This window comes from Bacillus sp. B1-WWTP-T-0.5-Post-4 (genome assembly GCF_009183795.1).
Taxonomy (GTDB): domain Bacteria; phylum Bacillota; class Bacilli; order Bacillales; family Bacillaceae_G; genus Bacillus_A; species Bacillus_A cereus.
The window spans coordinates 55,894-77,423 of sequence record NZ_WEIJ01000001.1; the positions used below are offsets into that span (position 1 = coordinate 55,894).

Sequence of the window (21,530 nt, forward strand, 5' to 3'; positions counted from 1 at the left end):
CCTCCTTAAGAGGTGGATTCAAGTCTTCATTAATCTTATTGATTTCTCTTGTTTTTGTCAATCAAGAATGAATATACCATACAGTGCCAATCTACCATTTGTCAATAATTGTTTAATAAAAACATAAAAATATAAGATTAATTTAAAATCTCTTCCAAGATATCTTCTGCATTTCTTACTAGTTTTGCTCCTTGCTGAATAAGATGATTCGTTCCCGATGCCCCCTCTATAAATATAGGTCCAGGAAGCGCAAACACCTCTCTATTTTGCTCTAACGCAAGGTCTGCAGTAATAAGTGTTCCACTTCTCGATTTCGCTTCTACAACTAAAACACCTTTACTTATACCACTAATAATCCGGTTCCTTTTTGGAAAATACCATTTTTTCGGTGCATAGTGCGGCGGATACTCTGTCAATAACAATATATATTCCTTCCACATTTCATATAAATGTCTATTTTCTTTCGGATACATAAAAGACAATCCATGCCCTAATATCGCAATAGTCGGGCGATGATGCCTTACTGTAATCTCATGAGACATTGTATCTATCCCTTTTGCAAACCCACTGACAATAAGCCACTCTCTTTCTAATAAAGGGTGTAAAATAAACTTCAAACTCTCATGACCATATAATGATGGTTCTCTCGTTCCAACAACTGCTAATTTATTTACTTTATTCAGGAAATCTTTCTCTCCTTTTCCATATAAAACGAAGGGAGGGTCTTGTATTTCACGTAATAATTGCGGATAATCTTCATCCCATATCGTTATATAAAAAATACGATTTCTCTCTAAATAAGATATATATTGCGGAAGATTTGAACTTTGAAGAAATTTTACTAGTTCTGAAGATTTTTTCGAGGATATTCCAGTGTAGTGTTCCATTTGTTTTTCGTTAAATTTATATATGTTCTTTAATTCTGGATCGACATATAGTAGCCTCTCCATCGCTTTCCAATAATCTGCTAGCAAGTAATGAAGATGTAATAATCTCTCTCTTTTCATCTTGATTCTCCTTACCCATAATTTTTATTATGTAAACAGAAAAAAGTGTAAAAAGACACCCTCAAGTAAGAAGGTGTCTTTCAACAGATTAATAGTTTTTACAAGTCTCAAATAAACCTTTTTCTTTTAAAACAGAGATTAGCGTTTCTCCCATAACTGCTGGAGTTTCAGCTACTTTAATGCCACAAGCTTCCATTGTTTTAATCTTTTCAGCAGCAGTTCCTTTACCGCCAGAAATGATTGCACCAGCATGGCCCATACGTTTGCCAGCAGGCGCTGTTTGACCACCAATGAAGCCTACAACAGGTTTTGTCATATTAGCTTTTACCCATTCAGCTGCCTCTTCTTCTGCTGTACCGCCGATTTCACCAATCATAATTACAGCATGTGTTTCTTCATCTTCATTAAATGCTTTTAACGCATCAATAAAGTCTGTACCGTTAACAGGGTCTCCGCCGATACCTACAGCAGTAGATTGGCCAATACCTTCTTGTGTTAACTGATGTACAGCTTCATAAGTTAATGTACCAGAGCGAGATACGATACCAACATGACCTTTTTTATGAATATATCCTGGCATAATACCAATCTTACATTCATCTGGTGTGATTACACCTGGGCAGTTTGGTCCAAGTAAACGTGTATGTTTACCCGCCATATATCTCTTTACGTTTACCATATCTAATACAGGAATCCCTTCAGTAATACATACTACTAAATCAATTTCTGCATCAACAGCTTCCATAATTGCATCTGCCGCAAAAGCGGGTGGAACGTATACAACTGAAGCGTTTGCGCCTGTTGCTTTCACTGCATCTTCTACTGTATCAAATACTGGTACACCTTCAATATCAGTGCCGCCCTTACCTGGTGTTACACCACCGACAATTTTCGTACCGTATTCAATCATTTGTTTTGTATGGAATAAACCTTGAGAACCTGTAATACCTTGAACAATAACTTTTGTATCTTTATTAACTAATACGCTCATTTTTCTCCCCCGCTTTCTATTAGCCCACTAGTGAAACAATTTTTTGTGCACCGTCTGCCATAGATTCTGCTGCAACAATATTTAAGCCAGACTCATTTAAAATTTTCTTACCTAGTTCTACGTTTGTGCCTTCAAGACGTACAACTAAAGGTAACTCAAGACCTACTTGTTTCGTTGCTTCAATAACACCTTCTGCAATAACATCACACTTCATAATGCCACCAAAAATGTTAACGAAGATACCTTTTACATTTTTGTCAGAAAGGATAATTTTGAATGCTTCTGTAACTTTTTCTGCAGTTGCACCGCCACCAACATCTAAGAAGTTAGCTGGGTCACCGTGGTAATGTTTAATGATATCCATTGTAGCCATCGCTAAACCTGCACCATTAACCATACAACCGATATTTCCATCTAAAGGAATGTAGTTTAAGTCGTATTTTGAAGCTTCAATTTCTTTTGAATCCTCTTCATCAAGATCACGAAGCTCTAAAATGTCTTTATGGCGATATAACGCATTAGAATCAAAGTTTAATTTTGCATCTAATGCCATAACTTTACCTTCGCCTGTTGTAACAAGTGGGTTAATCTCAGCGATAGAGCAATCTTTTTCGATAAACGCACGATATAAGCCCATCATAAACTTCACAGCTTGTCCTACAAGCTCTTTTGGAATATTGATGTTAAATGCAATTCGGCGCGCTTGGAAACCTTGCAAGCCTACTGCTGGATCAATATATTCTTTAAAGATTTTTTCAGGTGTTTTTTCTGCTACTTCTTCAATTTCTGTTCCGCCTTCTTCAGACGCCATTAAAACAACTTGAGAAGTTGCACGATCTAAAACTAGACCTACATAATATTCTTTTTTAATATCGCAACCTTCTTCGATAAGTAAGCGTTTTACTTCCTTACCTTCAGGACCTGTTTGATGTGTCACAAGTGTAGTTCCTAAAATGCTTTCTGCATATGTACGAACTTCATCTAAATTTTTTGCAACTTTTACTCCGCCAGCTTTGCCGCGTCCACCAGCGTGAATTTGTGCTTTCACTACACATACATCTGTTCCTAATTCTTTCGCTGCTTCTACAGCTTCTTCTACTGTAAATGCAACCTTCCCGTTCGGAACGCTAACCCCATAGCTTCTAAGGACTGCCTTACCTTGGTACTCATGGATATTCATGGTCCCATCCTCCCCTGTTTTCCTGTTTTACTCGAAAAGTTTTTTAATGTTTAAAAAACATTACATTGCCATTGTATAAGATGATTGGCACGCTGTCTACAATAAAGTGTCAGAAAACTGAAATCGCTTTATTCTTTTTCGAAAATAGTAATGTTTATATGCCAAAATAAAAAAATAAGCTGTATATTTACAGCTTATTTTTGAATCATATCTTTAATTGGTGCGAATGACTTGCGGTGTTCATCTAGTACTCCATGCACTTCAATTGCCTCTAAATGTTGCTTTGTGCCATATCCCATATGTTGCTCAAATCCATATTCAGGATACTTCTCTCCCAGTTCTTTCATCATACGATCTCTCGTTACTTTTGCTATAATGGATGCTGCTGAAATCGAAACACTTTTCGCATCACCTTTAATAATTGATGTTTGCGGAATTGGTGTAGGAAGCTTCATCGCATCAATTAATAAATGTTGGGGTGTACAAGATAAATTTGCAACTGCATCTAACATCGCTTGTTTCGTTGCTTGGTAAATATTAATATCATCAATAACTTGCGGTGATACAATTCCTACTCCAATTGCAATTGCTTGTACTTTTATTTCATCATAAAAACGCTCACGTTTCGCTTCACTCAACTTTTTCGAGTCATTTAACCCTGGAATATAAAAATCCTCAGGAAGAACGACAGCTGCCGTCACAACAGGCCCAGCCAATGGCCCACGCCCTACTTCATCAATACCCGCGATATATGTGACCCCTTTTTCACGCAAAGCATTTTCATACTTGGACATTTCAAAAAACTTCTCTTTTTCTTTCTGTTCTAACTCTTTTTGTTTATACCACTTCAAAACGAGCTTTTGAACACCTTTTCGATCATCTTTCATTAACAGTTGAAAGCGATCATCTTCTTCATTCATAATTTCTTTCAATACATTTTCCGCTTCTTTTATCGTCATAGTTTGCATTTATACAAGCTCCTTTTTAAACATATCCAAAAAGAAAAGACGCACAAACGCACGTCTTATACTTCTTCTATTTTTTCCACATCTTCCACTTGCTCTCCAAACTCTTCCGGTGTTTCAAACGTCATTTTTCCAAGTTTGCCACCACGAAGCTCACGAAGCACAAGCTCAGATGTCTTATCATAATCAATCATTCCGCCGCCCATTAAGCAGCCTCTATTTTTTCCAATTGCATCGAATAATTCCACAATATCTTCTGGAATCTCATTTAAATTATAGCGTTCTTTCAAGCGTTCTGGATAATGTTTCTCCATAAAACGTAATGCGTAAACAGCTACATCTTGTAAATTTAAAATTGAATCTTTAATTGCACCCGTTGTCGCTAAACGAAGACCCACTAATTGATCTTCAAATTTAGGCCACAGAATACCTGGTGTATCTAACAATTCCATTTCCTTCCCAACTTTAATCCATTGTTGAGCTGTTGTCACACCTGGACGATCTCCTGTTTTAGCAATATTTTTCTTTGCCAATTTATTAATCAATGTAGATTTACCAACATTTGGTATACCTACAATTAATGCACGAATCGCTCTCGGTCTAATACCTTTTGCAACCATTTTATCAAATTTTTCTTTAACAAGCACTTTACAAGCTGCTGCAATTTCCTTCATACCTTGTCCAGCTTGCGCGTTAATCGAAATTGCCATATGGCCTTTTTCTTTAAAATATGCGATCCATTGTTTTGTTAAACGATCATCCGCCATATCCGCTTTATTTAAAACAACAAGCCTTGGCTTATGTGTAATGATTTCATCAATCATTGGGTTTCGAGATGATAATGGTAATCGAGCATCTACAAGTTCAATTACAACATCAATTAATTTTAATTTCTCCGTTACTTGGCGTCTAGCCTTCGCCATATGCCCTGGAAACCATTGAATTACCATGTTGCCACCTTCTTTTTCATTTATTTCACAATACGTGCGTCTTCTAACGGCCAATATAACATATTAGCTTTACCAATTACTTGATCCATTGAAATCGTACCGATTGAACGGCTATCTTTACTAAAACGACGATTATCACCTAAAACAAATAATTGATCTTTTGGAACGGTTTTCTTGCCTGTCATTTCTTCAAGATTAAAATCATATGTAAGCGGTCCATCAGCAATTTGCTTTTTCTGCTTGTCTAAATACGGCTCCTCATAAGCCTTTCCGTTAACATACAGTTTATCATTACGATACTCTATTTCATCGCCTGGCAGGCCTATAATGCGCTTAATGTAATCTTTATCTTCTGTTGCTCGAAATACGATAATATCAAAGCGTTTTGGATCTCCAATGTGATAACCAATTTTATTCACAATCATTCGATCACGATCATGTAAAGTAGGTGCCATCGATACCCCGTCTACGAGAATTGGCGCAAAGAAAAACTGTCTAATAACACCAGCTAATACAACAGCAATCAAAATTGCTTTAATCCATTCCCAAAGTGAACTCTTCTCTTTTTTCATGCATTTCCCCTCCACGGTTATGTAAACTGCTCGTATTATACCAAAATTTCATATAGATTGGAAAAAGGGAGCTTGTGCATTTACAAGCTCCCATACATGTCTTATCGAATTTCTTTAATACGTGCTTTTTTACCGCGAAGGTTACGTAAGTAGTATAACTTAGCACGACGTACTTTACCACGGCGAAGTACTTCGATTTTCGCGATTCTTGGCGTGTGAACTGGGAATGTACGCTCAACACCTACACCGTAAGAAATCTTACGAACTGTGAATGTTTCACTGATTCCGCCACCACGACGTTTAATTACAACACCTTCGAAAAGCTGAATTCTTTCACGAGTTCCCTCAACAACTTTTACGTGTACACGTAAAGTGTCACCAGGACGGAATGAAGGAAGGTCAGTTTTTAATTGGCCTTTTGTAATTTCTGCGATTAATTGTTGCATATTAAATTCTCTCCTTTAAACAGATGCTCTTATAAAGTCTTAATAAATTACAGCGGAACATCGTTAATACGGCTACTGATTTCAGTAGCACAAATGTTATAATAGCATATTACTAGGCCTGTTGCAATAGCAAATATATGAAGTTATTACTGCTCTCGCTTTATTTCCTCAAGCCATTTTTTCTCTTGTTTAGATAACTCTCTCTCATCTAACAAATCAGGTCTACGCGTATACGTTCGACGCAAAGATTCCTTATGTCGCCATTCATCAATGTTTTTATGATTCCCTGACATTAATACATCCGGTACCTTCATACCACGAAAATCAGCCGGACGTGTATAATGAGGATGCTCTAATAAACCTGTACTAAACGAATCCTCTACTTGTGAAGCATGATTTCCTAGCACACCTGGCAAGAGACGTACAACACTATCAGTAATAACCATAGAGGCTAATTCTCCGCCCGTTAATACATAGTCACCAATAGAAATCTCATCCGTTACGAGATGCTCACGAATTCGTTCGTCATACCCTTCATAATGCCCACATACGAAGATCAAATGTTCTTCCCCTGCAAGCTCTTCCGCTTTCTTCTGCGTAAATCTTTCGCCCTGCGGACACATTAAGACAACTCTAGGCTTACGCTCTGTCTCTTTCGTCAAATCTTCTACAGCATCAAAAATAGGCTGAGGAGTAAGCACCATACCAGCTCCTCCGCCGTAAGGATAATCGTCTACGCTATTATGCTTACTTGTTGTATAATCACGAAAGTTAACAACACGAAGGTTTACCGCTTCTTTTTCTTGCGCCTTCTTTAATATAGAAGATCCAAATACACCGGTAAACATGTCTGGGAACAACGTTAAAATATCAATTTTCATTATAGCAGCCCTTCCATTACATGAATGGTTACTAATTTATTTTCAATATTAACTTGAAGTACAACGTCATCGATATAAGGAATTAAGAGATCTTGACCCTTCGGGCGTTTAATTACCCAAACATCATTTGCACCAGGAGATAGAATCTCTTTGATTGTCCCTAGCGCTTCTCCTTCTTCCGTTACAACACTGCAACCAATAATTTCATGATAGTAGTATTCACCTTCAGCAAGTTCACCTAACTGCTCTTCTGGTACTTTTATTAAAGAACCTTTAAACTTCTCTACTTCATCTACATTGTTATATCCTTCAAATGTTAATAAATCGAATGTCTTATGTTGGCGATGAGAAGTTACCTTCACCGGAAGGCAGTCTGTGCCTTTCTCATTCGATATGTATAACGTGTTTCCTACTTTATATCGCTCTTCTGGAAAATCAGTACGAGAAATAACACGGATTTCTCCTCTTACGCCATGAGTATTTACAATCTTCCCTACGTTAAACCATTTTGTCATAAATAGTATGTCACCCCTGGTTTCTATATAAATTAAGCATCTCCATTTCACAGATGGAACATGCACTCTCTATTTAAATGTTAAAAAAGGGAGAGGAATAACTCCTCGCCCTTTTTTACGTTTATTGAATTTCCAGTGTTACTTTTTCATCATTATGATGTCCCACTGAATACAAGAGCATTCGAATCGCTTTCGCAACTCTCCCTTGCTTTCCAATGACTTTTCCAACATCCTCAGGATGTACAGTTAATCGATACTTTATCTCTCCGTTGCAAAGTTCCTGTGTAACTTTTACATCTTCAGGATAATCGACAAGAGGCTTGACAATCGTCTCGACTAACTTCTTCATAGTCATTGCCTCAATTACTTACCTTGTTTAGATAAGTGGAATTTCTCCATGATACCTTGGTTAGAGAATAAGTTACGAACTGTATCAGATGGTTTAGCACCATTTCCTAACCATTTTAATGCTGCTTCTTCGTTGATCTTAACTTCAGCTGGTTGAGCAACTGGATTGTAAGTTCCGATTTCCTCAATGAAACGTCCGTCACGAGGAGAACGAGAATCTGCAACAACTACACGATAGAAAGGAGTTTTTTTAGCTCCCATACGTTTTAAACGAATTTTAACTGCCATTTATAAAGCACCTCCGAATTTATTTCACACAGATAATTATATTAGCAAAAAGACTATTGCTTTGTAAAGTATTTTTTCTTAACAGAGCCATCTTTTTTTCCTTACATGAATGGAAACTTCAATCCACCTAGTCCTTTTTTCTTACCTTTTTGCATTCCCGTCATCGTCTTCATCATTTTTTTCATGTCATCGAATTGTTTAATTAGACGATTGATTTCTTGTACAGTTGTACCGCTACCTTTGGCAATGCGCTTTTTGCGACTAGCATTGATTATTTCCGGTTGTTCTCGTTCTAATTTAGTCATAGAACGAATAATTGCCTCAATATGCCCAATTTGTTTTTCATCAACTTGTGCATTTTTCAGCCCTTTAATTTTATTTGCACCAGGAAGCATTCCTAACAATTCATCAAGTGGCCCAAGTTGACGCACTTGTCCAAGTTGTTCTAGGAAATCGTCAAGCGTAAACGAAAGCGTACGCATTTTTTGCTCAAGTTCTTTCGCTTTCTCTTCATCAACTGTAGCTTGCGCTTTTTCAATCAATGTTAAGACATCGCCCATCCCTAAAATACGGGATGCCATACGCTCTGGATGGAACGCTTCAATTGCATCTAGTTTTTCACCCATACCAGCAAATTTAATCGGCGTGTTTGTTACAGCCTTAATAGATAATGCAGCACCACCGCGCGTATCACCATCTAATTTCGTTAATACAACACCTGTTAAACCTAACTGTTCATGGAAACTTTGTGCAACATTTACCGCGTCTTGTCCCGTCATCGCATCGACAACAAGGAAAATTTCATCCGGTTTCGCAACTTCTTTAACTTTCGCTAATTCATCCATTAGTTCTTCATCAATATGCAGGCGACCCGCTGTATCGATTAAAACATAATCGTGATGATCTTCTTTTGCTTTTGCAATCGCTTGTTTCGCAATTTCAACAGGACTTACTTGATCTCCTAAAGAGAATACAGGCATGTCCAATTGCTTCCCTAATGTTTCAAGCTGTTTAATCGCTGCTGGACGGTAAATATCCGCTGCAACAAGCATCGGTTTACGGTTATGCTTTTTACGAAGCAAATTCGCAAGCTTACCTGTCGTCGTTGTTTTACCCGCACCTTGCAGACCAACCATCATAATAACAGTCGGTGGCTTATTAGCAACAGCAATTTTGCTTTGCTCTCCGCCCATAAGTTCTGTAAGTTCTTCCTGTACAACTTTAATTACTTGTTGTCCAGGTGTCAAACTTTTCATTACATCTTGTCCGACAGCACGTTCAGACACACGCTTCACAAAATCTTTTACTACTTTAAAGTTAACATCTGCTTCTAAAAGAGCTAGACGAACTTCTCTCATCATTTCTTTCACATCGGCTTCAGAAACTTTTCCTTTGCCGCGGATTTTTTGCATTGTCTGTTGAAGTCGGTCGGCTAATCCTTCAAATGCCATATTGCCGCCCTCCTAATCTAATTTTTCGATAGCTTCAACAACTTGTTTCATTTCTTCATTCACATGCTCTTCTTCGCTGATTAGCTGTTTTAGCTTTGCAACAAGTCGCTGTCGCTCTTGAAACTTTTGAAGTAATACTAATTTTTCTTCATATTCTTCAAGCATCGCTTCAGTCCGTTTAATGTTATCATACACGGCTTGGCGACTTACATCAAATTCTTCCGCAATTTCACCAAGAGATAAATCATCTAGATAATAAAGCGACATATAACTTCTTTGTTTTTGCGTTAACAACGATTGATAAAAATCAAATAAATAGTTCATTCTCGTTGTTTTTTCGAGCATGTTGGATCATCCTTTGTTAAGTGATTTCCCTTTACATGAATTAGTTTACATGTAGTCCAAAAGAGTGTCAAGTTTTTTTCTTAACATCATATATTTTTTATAGAAAAAGAAGCGGAAATACCGCTCCTTTCACTTATACTTCTTCTGTTTCTACTAAGTTCGCAAATAAACCATACACATATTGTTCTGGATCAAACTGTTGCAAGTCATCCATTTGCTCTCCTAATCCAACAAACTTCACTGGTACATCCATTTCGTTACGAATCGCTAATACAATACCACCTTTAGCAGTTCCATCTAACTTCGTTAAAACAATACCAGTTACATTCGTTGCTTCACGGAATGTTTTCGCTTGGCTTAAACCGTTTTGTCCTGTTGTTGCATCAATAACAAGTAATACTTCATGAGGAGCACCTGGTACTTCACGCTCAATTACACGCTTCACCTTCTCTAATTCTTTCATTAAATTTACTTTATTTTGCAAGCGTCCTGCTGTGTCACATAGTAATACATCTACCTTACGTGCTTTCGCAGCTTGTACAGCGTCATACATAACCGCCGCTGGATCAGATCCAGATCCTTGTTTAATCACTTCTACACCAACGCGATCGCCCCATACTTCTAATTGTTCAATCGCTCCAGCACGGAATGTGTCTCCTGCCGCTAATAGGACTGACTTACCTTCTGATTTAAACTTATGCGCCAGTTTACCAATTGTCGTCGTTTTTCCTACACCATTAACACCAACAAATAAAACAACCGTTAATTGGTCCTCTTGCATATTAATTTCGTTACTAAAATCGCTGTCGCCTTTGTAAATTCCTACTAGTTTTTCTGAAATAACAGCTTGTACTTCTTTTGGATCTTGAATGTTACGACGTTGTACTTCTTCTTTCAATTGGTCAATTAATTCCATTACCGTCGCAACGCCAACGTCTGCACCGATTAAGATTTCTTCTAACTCTTCGAAAAAATCTTCGTCCACTTTACGGTAACGATACACTAAATCATTCACTTTATCCGCAAATGAATTTCTCGTTTTTTCTAATCCTTGTTTAAATTTCTCTGTAACTGTATCCGTTTGTTTTGAAATTTTTTCTTTTAGTTTTTTAAAAAAACTCATACTTTCCCATCCTTCCTATTCACTTGCAACAAGTTCTTCTCCGGCGTCTAAACGAACCGAAACAAGTTTAGATACCCCTGATTCTTGCATTGTTACACCGTACAACACATCAGACTCTTCCATTGTACCTTTTCTATGTGTAATTACAATAAACTGCGTCTCATTACTGAATTTCTTTAAATACTGTGCAAAACGAGCTACATTCGCCTCATCAAGGGCTGCCTCTACCTCATCTAGTACACAGAATGGTACTGGGCGTACTTTTAAAATACCAAATAAAAGCGCAATTGCTGTTAAAGCACGCTCTCCACCTGAAAGTAAACCTAAGTTCTGCAGTTTCTTCCCTGGCGGTTGTGCTACAATATCAATACCCGTATTTAGTAAATCCTCTGGATTAGTCATTACTAAATCCGCTCTACCGCCTCCAAATAATTCAGAGAATACCGATTGAAACTCCATTCTAATGCCTTCAAACGTAGTAGAAAAGCGTTTTTTCATTTCTTCATCCATTTCGGTAATAAGCTGGTGCAATGTCGCTTTCGCTTCTTCTAGGTCGTCTCTCTGCTCTAGTAAGAATGTATGACGCTCCGCTACACGTTCATATTCATCAATTGCCCCTAGGTTCACTGTACCTAACTCTTCTATAGATAATTTGATTAATTTTACTTTCTTACGCGCATCTTCTGCAGGCATTGTCATTGTATATTTTAGTTTTGCCGCTTCAAATGAAATCGTATATGTTTCACGTAAATGTTGTAATCTATTTTCCAACTCTACATCAAGTCGATTTATTCTCACTTCTTGATCTTTCAACATTTCAAGAATATATTTATGTTTACCTGTCGTTTCTTTCAAATTGCGCTCTAAATGTTCTACCCTCTCTTGCAACGATACACGTTGTTCACGACGAGAGCGAATTAATTCTGAAGTTTGATTACGATCATATGCTTTCTTCTCAATCATATTCGTAATTTGCTCTTCACCACTTGAATTAGATGTCATTTCTTGTTTTAAGAACGCTAAATCCTCTTTCGTTTTTACAAGTGTCGCATCCGTTTCTTCTTTTTCCTTCGTCAATCGTTCAACTTTTTCTTTTTGATTAAATAAGCGTTGTTGCTTTTCAGCTACCAGAACTTTTAACTCCGTCATTTCTTTTTGAACTTTTTCTTTCGAAGAATGTTGCTCACTTTTTTGTTTTGTTAAAGCTACAATTTTACTATCTAACTTAGTGATATCAGCTTGAAGATTCGTTAAAATCCCTTCTAACTCCTCTTTACGCCCTTGCATTTTTACTCGATCTTGTAAAAACCCTTCAATCTCTAAATCATAAATAGACAATCGATCATTAATACGATGTTCTTCTAATTCTAGACGATTAATCTCTTCTCTTAATTTCTGCTCATCTACACGATCTACTTCTACAGTTTGCCTTAGTTCGCGTATTTTCACTTCTTTTTCTTGAATCTCTTGTTTTACTGCTTTAACAAAGTTTTCTAACTTCATTGTTTTTTCTTCCATATCAGTTAACTTGCGAGTCCACTCTTCCAGTTCACGTTGGCGTCCTAATAAAGAAGATTTCGCTTGCTTTACCGCCCCACCAGTCATAGAACCGCCAGGATTCACTACATCACCTTCGATTGTTACAATGCGATAACGGTATTGCAGTTGTTTCGCCAACTCATTTGCTCCGCGTAAATCTTTCGCAACAATAACCGTACCTAATAAATTTGAAACTACATTTTCATATTTATTGTTGTACTGCACAAGTTCTGCCGCCACACCTACAAACGATGGGTGTTGATTTGCAATGCGTAATTGCTCAAATGATAAAGACCTGCTTTTAATAACAGCTTGCGGTAAAAACGTTGCACGTCCATGTTTATTTTGCTTTAAAAATGCTATCGCATTACGAGCATGCTCCTCTGTTTGTACAACAATGTGCTGCATCGCTGCACCTAGAGCAATTTCCATTGCAACTTCGTATTCTTTCGGTACCGTTAACAGTTCCGCAACAGCACCCTCGATACCTTGCAACCTATTTTCTCTAGCTTTCAATACTTCACGTACACCTTGATAGAATCCAGAATAATCTTCTTGCATCTCTTCAAGCATTTCTTTTCGAGAACGTGCCTGTTGCACAAATTGATATGCTTGATACAGTTTTGTTTCATTTTCACTATACTGCGTCTTACATTTCCCAAGCGCCGCCTCTGTCTTCTGTATGTTTGAGAGAATGCCAGCTACTTTTTCTTTCGCTTGTTCGTAACTTTCTACAAGTTTCGTCTTTTTCGCTGTAATTTCCATACGCATTTCTACATATTTCGCATTCTCTTCATCTAGACGCTCGTTTTTAGACGTTTGCTGTTTAGATTGTTCTTCAATCATAGATAATTCATTACGATGACTAGCTTGTTGATTTAAAAGCTCAATATAGTCACCTTTTAAATTCTCAATCTGTTCCTCTAAATTGTCAGCAAAAGTAGCAAGCAGTTGCTCATTATCATGCAATTTTTGCTCCAACTCTTTTACTTCATTCACAAATTGCATTAAAGCTTCTGTACTTGACTCAATCTCACCATCGTAACTTTTAGCTTTCTCTGTTAATTCAACAATTAACTGCTCAAGTTGCGCACAATGCGTCGTAGCATTTTGCTTTCTCTCTTTTAACAACTCACGCTGCCCTTCAAGTTTTTCTAGCTCTTTACTAGAAAGAAGAAGTACTTCTTGCAACGAGTCTACAGACTCATCTACCGCTTGTAATTGTCCTCGTAATTCCTCAAGCTCTTCTTCACTTTTTTGTAAATTCGTTGACATTTTAGCTTCTTCGTTTTTATTATGCCCAAACTGATTTCGAAGCGCTTCCCATTTCTCGTGCAATTCTTCAATTTCATGGACAATAAGCGCGGCTTCTACTTTCTCTAATTCTTCTTTATTCTCAAGATAATCTTTCGCAATAGAAGCTTGTCTTTCTAAAGGTTCTACTTGACTACTTAATTCATGAATTATATCTTGTACACGATTTAAGTTTTCTTGTGTTTCTGCTAATTTCCCTTCAGCTTTCTTTTTGCGAAGTTTGTATTTTAGTACGCCTGCCGCTTCTTCAAATACACCTCGACGCTCTTCTGACTTACTACTTAAAATCTCTTCCACTTTCCCCTGGCTAATAATTGAAAAAGCTTCTCTTCCCATACCAGAGTCCATAAATAAATCGATAATATCTTTCAATCTACATGATTGTTTATTAATATAAAAATCACTATCACCTGAACGAGATACACGACGTGTTACACACACCTCATTGTATTCAATTGGTAAACGTTGATCTTCATTATTTAAAGTTATTGTTACTTCAGCAACATTAACCGCTCTCCTCGTATCACTGCCTGCAAAAATAATATCCTCCATCTTTGCACCACGTAATGATTTTGCAGATTGTTCACCAAGTACCCAGCGAATTGCATCAGTAATATTACTTTTCCCGCTTCCATTAGGTCCTACTACAGAAGTTACACCTGGGACAAAATCAACAGATACACGCTCAGCAAAAGACTTAAACCCTGCTATTTCTAATCTTTTTAAAAACACGAAAGGCCTTCCTCCTATTCTCCGTCGTTATAAATGTTCTCTATACAAAAACAAGTATTATACGGATTTACCTTCTTTTTCATTATAAACAAAAAGAAAGTTTCATTCTATGCACAAGGAATCCCCCTCATTCAAAGGGGGATTCCTTATAGTTGTTCTTTTAATTTTTTCAATGCTTCTGCAGCAGCTTGTTGCTCTGCTTCTTTTTTCGACTTACCACTACCAAGACCTAAAGCTACGTTATTTAACGTAACACGTGACACAAATTCTCGATTGTGAGCTGGTCCTTTTTCTTGCAAAATTTGATACTCAACATTGCCACTGCCATCACGCTGAATCAATTCTTGCAACTGACTCTTATAATCCATCACATGAGAAAAAGCACCCTCATTAATTTTCGGATATACAATTTCTTTTAAGAATTCCCAAACTGTTTCTAGCCCTTGATCAAGATAAAGGGCACCAATAAACGCTTCAAAGACATCCGCTAATAAAGCTGGTCGTTCACGTCCACCTGTCATTTCTTCACCTTTTCCTAATAAAACAAGGCTACCAAATGACAATTCGTTCGCAAAACGAACAAGAGATGGCTCACATACAATAGCTGCACGTAGTTTTGTTAACTCTCCTTCGCTCATTGTCGGATATTTTTGAAACAGATACTGCGATACAGTCAGTTCCAATACTGCATCTCCAAGAAATTCAAGACGCTCATTATCTTCATGCGGTTTTTTTCGATGCTCATTCACATACGATGAATGCGTAAATGCTTGAATCAATAATTTTTCATCTGTAAACGTAATACCTATCTTTTCTTGAAACACTTTAAATGCTTCACGATATTTTGTTTCGTATTTTTTTTCTCTATATTTTCGGTACGGCATAGGTCCCTCCAGATATAAGCCAGAAAGCCCCGCTAAAAAACGGGACTTCACTTAAGCATTATAGATGACTCTCTATGTAAGTCACAGCATCGCCAACAGTAGCAATCTTTTCAGCATCTTCATCAGAAATTTCCATTTCGAATTCATCTTCTAATTGCATTACAAGTTCTACTACATCTAGGGAGTCTGCTCCTAAATCTTCCTTGAAGCTTGCAGCTGGTACTACCTCAGTCTCTTCTACTCCTAAACGATCAACGATGATTTTTGTTACGCGCTCTAAAACATCTGCCATTCCATTCACCTCCCCTCAAATATTATATTAAATATTGACCAAAAAAACTAGGTGAAATCGATTCTTTTATTACATTACCATACCGCCATCAACATTTAACGTTTGACCTGTAACATATTTGCTTTGATCAGAAGCAAAAAACGTTACAGCATTCGCGATATCTTTCGCTTCACCAAATTGAGCAGCTGGAATAACTTTTAACATTTCGGCTTTAATATTCTCATCTAGTACATCCGTCATATCAGTCGCAATAAAGCCCGGCGCAATTGCATTCACTGTAATATTTCGACTTGCTAACTCTTTTGCAGATGTTTTTGTTAATCCAATAACACCCGCTTTAGCAGCAACATAGTTAGCTTGTCCTGGGTTTCCTATAACACCAACAACCGAAGCGATGTTTATAATTCTACCGTGACGTTGACGCATCATATAACGAGATACTGCTTTTGTACATAAGAATACACCTTTTAAGTTTGTATTAATAACTGTATCCCATTCTTCTTCTTTCATACGCATTAATAAATTATCTTTCGTTACACCAGCATTATTTACAAGAATATCAACTTGTCCAAATGTATCTACTGTTTGTTTCACCATATTTGTAACATCATCAGCATTTGCAACATCTGCTCTTACCGCAATTGCATCAGAACCTAATTTTTTAATTTCATCTACTACTTCATTTGCTTTTTGTTCATTACCAGCATAATTTACTACTACATTTGCCCCTTGTTTCGCTAAATCGATCGCAATCGCGCGACCAATTCCACGTGAAGCGCCAGTTACTAATGCTACCTTCCCTTTTAACATCAGTTTTCTCCTCTCAAATTTGAAATGGTATCTTTTAATGTCTCTTCATCGTATATCGCATATGCTTTTACTGATGAATCAATTGACTTCATAAGTCCAGCAAGTACTTTTCCAGGTCCAATTTCAATAAACGTATCTACTCCCTGGCTCACCATATATTCAATAGACGGGTACCATAATACAGGCGAATAAAGCTGCTCAATTAACTTTTCTTGAATGTCTGCACCACGTGTAATAACTTCCGCCGTAACATTTGCAATAACAGGAATATTCGTGTCATGAATTGTAATTTCATTTAAAACACTTTGGAACTTCTCAGCTGCCGGCTTCATAAGTGAAGAATGGAATGGCCCACTTACTTTTAGTGGAATCGCTCTCTTTGCACCATTTTCTTTCGCTCTTTGAGAAGCAACCTCTACGCCTTGCTTCGTTCCAGAAATCACAATTTGCTTGGTACTATTCATATTAGCGATTTGCACTGCATATCCTTCACTTGTTACTTCTTCTGTAACTTGTTTCAGCATATGTGGGTCAGCACCTAATATAGCTGCCATTGCGCCTTCCCCGCCCGGAACAGCTTCTTCCATATATTCGCCACGTTTCCTTACAGCATATACAGCATCTTCAAAAGTTAATGCACCAGCTGCTACAAGAGCACTATATTCACCTAAACTATGACCAGCGACAAAGTCAGGTGTAATGTCATACTCTTTCAAAGCTGTCAAAATAGCAAAACTCGTTGTTAATAATGCAGGCTGCGCATTTGTTGTTAATGTAAGCTTTTCCTGCGGTCCTTCAAAAATCACTTCTGAAAGTGAATCTTCCAACACCTCATCTGCTTTTGCAAACACTTTTGCAACCTCTTTATTATTCTCTGCTAATTGTTTACCCATTCCAACTGCCTGTGAACCTTGGCCCGGAAAAAGAAATGCTATTTTTCCCATTTCAAATCCTCCTCTTATTGGAGTGACTCTTTCTCCATTACGCTTGAAATCGTAGGAATTACTTCTTTCGCTACCATTTCTCTCGTTTGACGAATCGCACTAAATATCGACTGGTCATTAGAAGAACCATGAGCCTTAATGACAGGTGCTTTCAATCCAAATAATGCAGCTCCTCCATACTCCGAATAATCCATTTTATCTTTTAATACCATAAGTTTTGGCTTTAATACCGCCGCTGCTAATTTGCTCGTAAATGAACTCATTAACTGTTCTTTCAACATAGAGAATAGCGCAAGTGCTGTTCCCTCTAATGATTTCAACGCTACATTCCCTGTAAAACCATCACATACAACAACATCTGCTACACCTTGCAATAAATCTCTTGATTCAACGTTCCCAACGAAATTAATTGGCGCATCTTTAAGCATTGCAAATACTTGCTTTGAAAGCTCGTTTCCTTTTCCATCCTCTGTTCCAACGTTTAATAGTCCAACGCGAGGATTTTCAATTCCTCTTACCTTCTCAGCATAAACAGATCCCATTACTGCATATTGATATAAATGAATTGGTTTTGCATCAACATTTGCTCCAACATCTAACATAACAAAACCTTTTCCATCTACAGTTGGCATTGTAGGCGATAAAGCTGGTCGCTCAATTCCTTCCATACGACCGACTACAAATAATCCAGCTGCCATTAAAGCTCCCGTACTACCTGCGGATATACAAGCGTCTGCTTCTCCATCCTTTACTTGTTGTGCCGCAAGCACCATTGAAGCTTGTTTTTTTCGACGAACCGCTCTTACTGGTTCCTCCGTTGATTCTATTTTTTCGTCTGTATGAAGAATAGTAATTCGTTCATCACTCGTTAAGTATTGACGAATTTCCTCTTCTTTCCCTACTAACGTAATATGTAAATCAGAATATTCCTTAATAGCTTTCATTGCCCCTAATACTACAGCCTTTGGAGCGTGATCTCCGCCCATTGCATCTATTGCGATTTTCATAAGTTGTTACCTTCCTCACTATAATTACTAGATCGATACATTTCAAAAGTGCCTGTAAAAACAAGTTCTTCTCCAACGAAGCTACGCACTTTGACAACCGTCCGTCCTTTATCATTCTCTACATCTTCAACGCGCGCTTTTGCAACAACACGCTCTCCTAATTTTACAGGGCGAATGTATCGAATGGTAGACTTTGCAGTTAAAGCTAATTCTTCATCAATAACCGCAACAGCTAGTGAGTTTGCTTGCGCAAACAGATGATGCCCACGAGCAATTTGATTTCTTTTAAATACATGTTCTATCTTTACTTCAAAGATAGAGATTGCATGTCTATCTAATTCAATATCAATAATTTCTCCAACAACCTCTTCTAACGGTAAAGATTTCACATCTTCTTCATGTTGCTTTGTAGCTACATGTTTAATTCTCTCTCTTAATTCAGGAATAGACAATTCCATACGATCAAGTCGTACTGTTTGTATACTCACTTGAAATTTTTCCGCTAAATCTTCATCCGTAATAAAAGGATTTGATTCGATTGTTTGTTGTAATAACTCTTGTCTTTCTTTTTTACTTCTTCTTTTTTTCATACCGCACCATCCATTTTTATGACTAGGTACTAACAGTAGTATATAATCATTAAAAGTAGAATGCAACAAAAACTTTTGTTGACTCCCTTTAATCGAGCTTCTCTCCTTGGAACACACCTGTCCCATCAAGATACGTACGCAAGGCAGCATACTGATCATTATGCCAAAACGCTTCTGAATCTACTAGTATCGCCGCATCTTGCCTTGCTGTTTCTAACGCTCGATAATCATGTACCATGTCAGCAACCTTAAATTCTGGTAAGCCACTTTGCTTACTCCCAAAGAAATCTCCAGGACCTCGTAATTCTAAATCTTTTTCTGACAATACAAATCCATCATTTGTTTCAGTCATTATGCGCATTCTTTCTTTCCCTGTTTCTGATTTAGGGTCTGCTATTAATAAACAATATGATTGTTCACTACCACGGCCGACACGCCCTCTAAGCTGATGAAGCTGCGATAAACCGAAACGTTCTGCATCATAAATAACCATTACAGTCGCATTCGGTACGTTCACACCTACTTCAACAACTGTTGTCGATACAAGAATTTGTACTTTATTTTCACTAAACTGTCCCATTATCTCTTCTTTTTCCTGAGACGATAATCTCCCATGCATCAATCCAACTTGGCATTTCCCTTGGTAATGATGCGTCAGCATACTATGTAAGTCGATAGCATTTTGCACATCAAGTTTCTCAGATTCTTCAATTAAAGGACAAATAACGTATGCCTGTCTTCCTTTTTTTATCTCCTTTTCAACGAAACCGAGAACGCGATCTAACATATCATGTTTTGCCCAGTATGTTTCAATCACCTTTCTACCTGCTGGCATCTCATCGATTATCGAAACATCCATCTCTCCAAATGCAGTAATTGCAAGCGTACGCGGAATTGGTGTCGCTGTCATAAATAATACATCTGGACTTTCACCTTTCTCCCGTAAAACTCGGCGCTGCGCTACACCAAATCGATGCTGTTCATCTGTAATAACGAGACCCAACCTATGAAATATAACTTCATCTTGAATTAAGGCATGCGTTCCAACAAGAATATCTATTTCTCCTTGTTCTAACTTCGCTAAAATTTCTCGACGTCTCGCCCCTTTAACAGAACTTGTTAACAGTTCCACCTTCATACCAAAATGCGAAAACGTTTCAGCAAGCGACTGATAATGTTGCTCAGCTAAAATTTCTGTAGGAACCATTAAAGCACCTTGATAATGGGCTAATTTCGATGCATAAAGGCCAATCGCAGCAACAACTGTTTTCCCAGAACCAACGTCACCTTGCAATAGTCGGTTCATCCGATAAGGAGATGTCATATCTTTCAAAATTTCATCTACAACTCGGCGCTGCGCACCCGTTAATGGAAACGGCAGTGCATCGATAAATTCTTGTAATTCTACTGACGGAATCTCTTTCTTCGTCCCTTTTGAATTTTCCCTCTCCATTTTCCGGAGCGTTTGCATTTTCAGCTGAAATAAGAAAAATTCTTCATATACAAAACGGCGACGCGCTTGCTTCAAATCTTCCTGTCCTACCGGAAAATGCAATGCCCTAAGCGCTTCATATCTTGGTAATAATTTATATCGCCCTAACAAACCATCCGGTAACACTTCGACTATAGAATCTCCATATTCCTTTAACGCTTGAGCAATAAAACGACGCATCTGTTTTACTGTAAGTTTCCCCTTTACTGAATAAACAGGTTCCACTTCTTGTTGACGTACAACCGGCCCAAAATGAAGTTCTGATACAGCAATTGTTTGACGATGTTGATCCCATTTACCAGTAATCGTTACCGTTTCATCTAACTTTAATTTTTGCTTATAGTAAGGCCTATTAAAACATACCGCCGTAATTAAATAACGACCGACGAGAACACGAACTGTTAAACGCGATTTCTTCTTACCATAATATTGCAGCAAAGGAGCACTATGAATCTTCCCTTCAACCGTTACACGTTCATCATGCTTTACTTCAGCAAGATCTTTCATCGCATAATCTTCATAACGGTATGGAAAATGTTCTAATAGATGAGAAACTGTATAAATACCCATCTCATGTAGTAACTCAGATGTTTCTCCTCCGATCCCCTTTACATCCGTAACAGGAACTTGTACAACATCATTCAAGATTCTCACACCCCGTCACATTATTTTCTTTATTGCATTTTATTTGAGTACCAATTAGCATCTGTAATCGCTCTCTTTCACCTTATATATTCTATCATAGGCATTCTAAGAGAAACTACTCAAATCCCTTATATAAAACAAGTAAAAAAGAGCCTCACTATTAGCAGCAAGGCTCTTTTCTCTCTTCAATATGCTAGCCTTTTGAATAAAAACTAGTAA

General features: G+C 37.6%; 22 protein-coding genes. All 22 read right to left on the bottom strand.

What is annotated here, in order from left to right:
* Window positions 1–137: 137 nt before the first annotated feature.
* Window positions 138–1,007, bottom strand: a complete 870-nt coding sequence (dprA, locus tag GBN91_RS00300) for a DNA-processing protein DprA (protein WP_000818043.1) — start codon at window positions 1,005–1,007, stop codon at window positions 138–140.
* 88 nt (window positions 1,008–1,095) lie between these two features.
* Window positions 1,096–1,998: a succinate--CoA ligase subunit alpha gene (gene sucD, locus GBN91_RS00305; protein ID WP_000115178.1), complete on the bottom strand. Its 903-nt coding sequence runs from the start codon at window positions 1,996–1,998 to the stop codon at window positions 1,096–1,098.
* Window positions 1,999–2,017: 19 nt separating this feature from the next.
* Window positions 2,018–3,178, bottom strand: coding sequence for an ADP-forming succinate--CoA ligase subunit beta (sucC, locus tag GBN91_RS00310; RefSeq protein ID WP_001020791.1), 1,161 nt, complete (start codon window positions 3,176–3,178; stop codon window positions 2,018–2,020).
* 194 nt (window positions 3,179–3,372) lie between these two features.
* Complete coding sequence (locus GBN91_RS00315) at window positions 3,373–4,146, bottom strand: ribonuclease HII (RefSeq protein ID WP_001194265.1); 774 nt, start codon at window positions 4,144–4,146, stop codon at window positions 3,373–3,375.
* A 56-nt stretch (window positions 4,147–4,202) separates the two neighbouring features.
* On the bottom strand, window positions 4,203–5,093 hold the full coding sequence (gene ylqF, locus GBN91_RS00320) for a ribosome biogenesis GTPase YlqF (RefSeq protein ID WP_000236704.1): 891 nt from the start codon (window positions 5,091–5,093) through the stop codon (window positions 4,203–4,205).
* Window positions 5,094–5,113: 20 nt separating this feature from the next.
* The gene (gene lepB / locus GBN91_RS00325; protein ID WP_000711853.1) at window positions 5,114–5,665 is read right to left on the bottom strand and encodes a signal peptidase I; all 552 of its coding nucleotides are present in this window, start codon (window positions 5,663–5,665) and stop codon (window positions 5,114–5,116) included.
* Window positions 5,666–5,766: 101 nt separating this feature from the next.
* Window positions 5,767–6,111, bottom strand: a complete 345-nt coding sequence (gene rplS, locus GBN91_RS00330) for a 50S ribosomal protein L19 (RefSeq protein ID WP_001186516.1) — start codon at window positions 6,109–6,111, stop codon at window positions 5,767–5,769.
* 146 nt (window positions 6,112–6,257) lie between these two features.
* Window positions 6,258–6,992: a tRNA (guanosine(37)-N1)-methyltransferase TrmD gene (gene trmD / locus GBN91_RS00335; protein ID WP_000686903.1), complete on the bottom strand. Its 735-nt coding sequence runs from the start codon at window positions 6,990–6,992 to the stop codon at window positions 6,258–6,260.
* Window positions 6,992–7,507: a ribosome maturation factor RimM gene (gene rimM, locus GBN91_RS00340; RefSeq protein WP_152121203.1), complete on the bottom strand. Its 516-nt coding sequence runs from the start codon at window positions 7,505–7,507 to the stop codon at window positions 6,992–6,994. The genes trmD and rimM overlap by 1 nt, the downstream gene beginning before the upstream one ends.
* Window positions 7,508–7,628: 121 nt before the next feature.
* Window positions 7,629–7,856, bottom strand: coding sequence for a KH domain-containing protein (locus tag GBN91_RS00345; RefSeq protein WP_000737401.1), 228 nt, complete (start codon window positions 7,854–7,856; stop codon window positions 7,629–7,631).
* A gap of 14 nt (window positions 7,857–7,870) precedes the next feature.
* Window positions 7,871–8,143, bottom strand: coding sequence for a 30S ribosomal protein S16 (rpsP, locus tag GBN91_RS00350; RefSeq protein ID WP_000268750.1), 273 nt, complete (start codon window positions 8,141–8,143; stop codon window positions 7,871–7,873).
* Between the two features lie 101 nt (window positions 8,144–8,244).
* Window positions 8,245–9,594, bottom strand: coding sequence for a signal recognition particle protein (gene ffh, locus GBN91_RS00355; protein ID WP_000863460.1), 1,350 nt, complete (start codon window positions 9,592–9,594; stop codon window positions 8,245–8,247).
* A gap of 12 nt (window positions 9,595–9,606) precedes the next feature.
* On the bottom strand, window positions 9,607–9,939 hold the full coding sequence (locus GBN91_RS00360; protein ID WP_000891062.1) for a putative DNA-binding protein: 333 nt from the start codon (window positions 9,937–9,939) through the stop codon (window positions 9,607–9,609).
* A 133-nt stretch (window positions 9,940–10,072) separates the two neighbouring features.
* Window positions 10,073–11,062 (bottom strand): signal recognition particle-docking protein FtsY, encoded by a 990-nt coding sequence (ftsY, locus tag GBN91_RS00365; RefSeq protein WP_000007655.1) that lies wholly within the window; start codon window positions 11,060–11,062, stop codon window positions 10,073–10,075.
* Window positions 11,063–11,077: 15 nt separating this feature from the next.
* Window positions 11,078–14,647, bottom strand: a complete 3,570-nt coding sequence (gene smc, locus GBN91_RS00370; protein ID WP_000478974.1) for a chromosome segregation protein SMC — start codon at window positions 14,645–14,647, stop codon at window positions 11,078–11,080.
* A gap of 146 nt (window positions 14,648–14,793) precedes the next feature.
* Window positions 14,794–15,531: a ribonuclease III gene (gene rncS, locus GBN91_RS00375; protein ID WP_001146875.1), complete on the bottom strand. Its 738-nt coding sequence runs from the start codon at window positions 15,529–15,531 to the stop codon at window positions 14,794–14,796.
* 58 nt (window positions 15,532–15,589) lie between these two features.
* Window positions 15,590–15,823: an acyl carrier protein gene (gene acpP, locus GBN91_RS00380; RefSeq protein WP_000786062.1), complete on the bottom strand. Its 234-nt coding sequence runs from the start codon at window positions 15,821–15,823 to the stop codon at window positions 15,590–15,592.
* A gap of 69 nt (window positions 15,824–15,892) precedes the next feature.
* Window positions 15,893–16,633, bottom strand: a complete 741-nt coding sequence (fabG, locus tag GBN91_RS00385) for a 3-oxoacyl-[acyl-carrier-protein] reductase (RefSeq protein ID WP_000911773.1) — start codon at window positions 16,631–16,633, stop codon at window positions 15,893–15,895.
* Window positions 16,633–17,577, bottom strand: coding sequence for an ACP S-malonyltransferase (gene fabD / locus GBN91_RS00390; protein ID WP_000515900.1), 945 nt, complete (start codon window positions 17,575–17,577; stop codon window positions 16,633–16,635). The genes fabG and fabD overlap by 1 nt, the downstream gene beginning before the upstream one ends.
* A gap of 14 nt (window positions 17,578–17,591) precedes the next feature.
* Window positions 17,592–18,584, bottom strand: coding sequence for a phosphate acyltransferase PlsX (plsX, locus tag GBN91_RS00395; protein ID WP_000684100.1), 993 nt, complete (start codon window positions 18,582–18,584; stop codon window positions 17,592–17,594).
* Window positions 18,581–19,174, bottom strand: a complete 594-nt coding sequence (gene fapR, locus GBN91_RS00400; RefSeq protein ID WP_000747348.1) for a transcription factor FapR — start codon at window positions 19,172–19,174, stop codon at window positions 18,581–18,583. Before fapR ends, plsX begins: the two co-directional genes overlap by 4 nt.
* A gap of 88 nt (window positions 19,175–19,262) precedes the next feature.
* Window positions 19,263–21,311 (bottom strand): ATP-dependent DNA helicase RecG, encoded by a 2,049-nt coding sequence (gene recG / locus GBN91_RS00405; protein ID WP_001000813.1) that lies wholly within the window; start codon window positions 21,309–21,311, stop codon window positions 19,263–19,265.
* Between the last annotated feature and the right edge of the window lie 219 nt (window positions 21,312–21,530).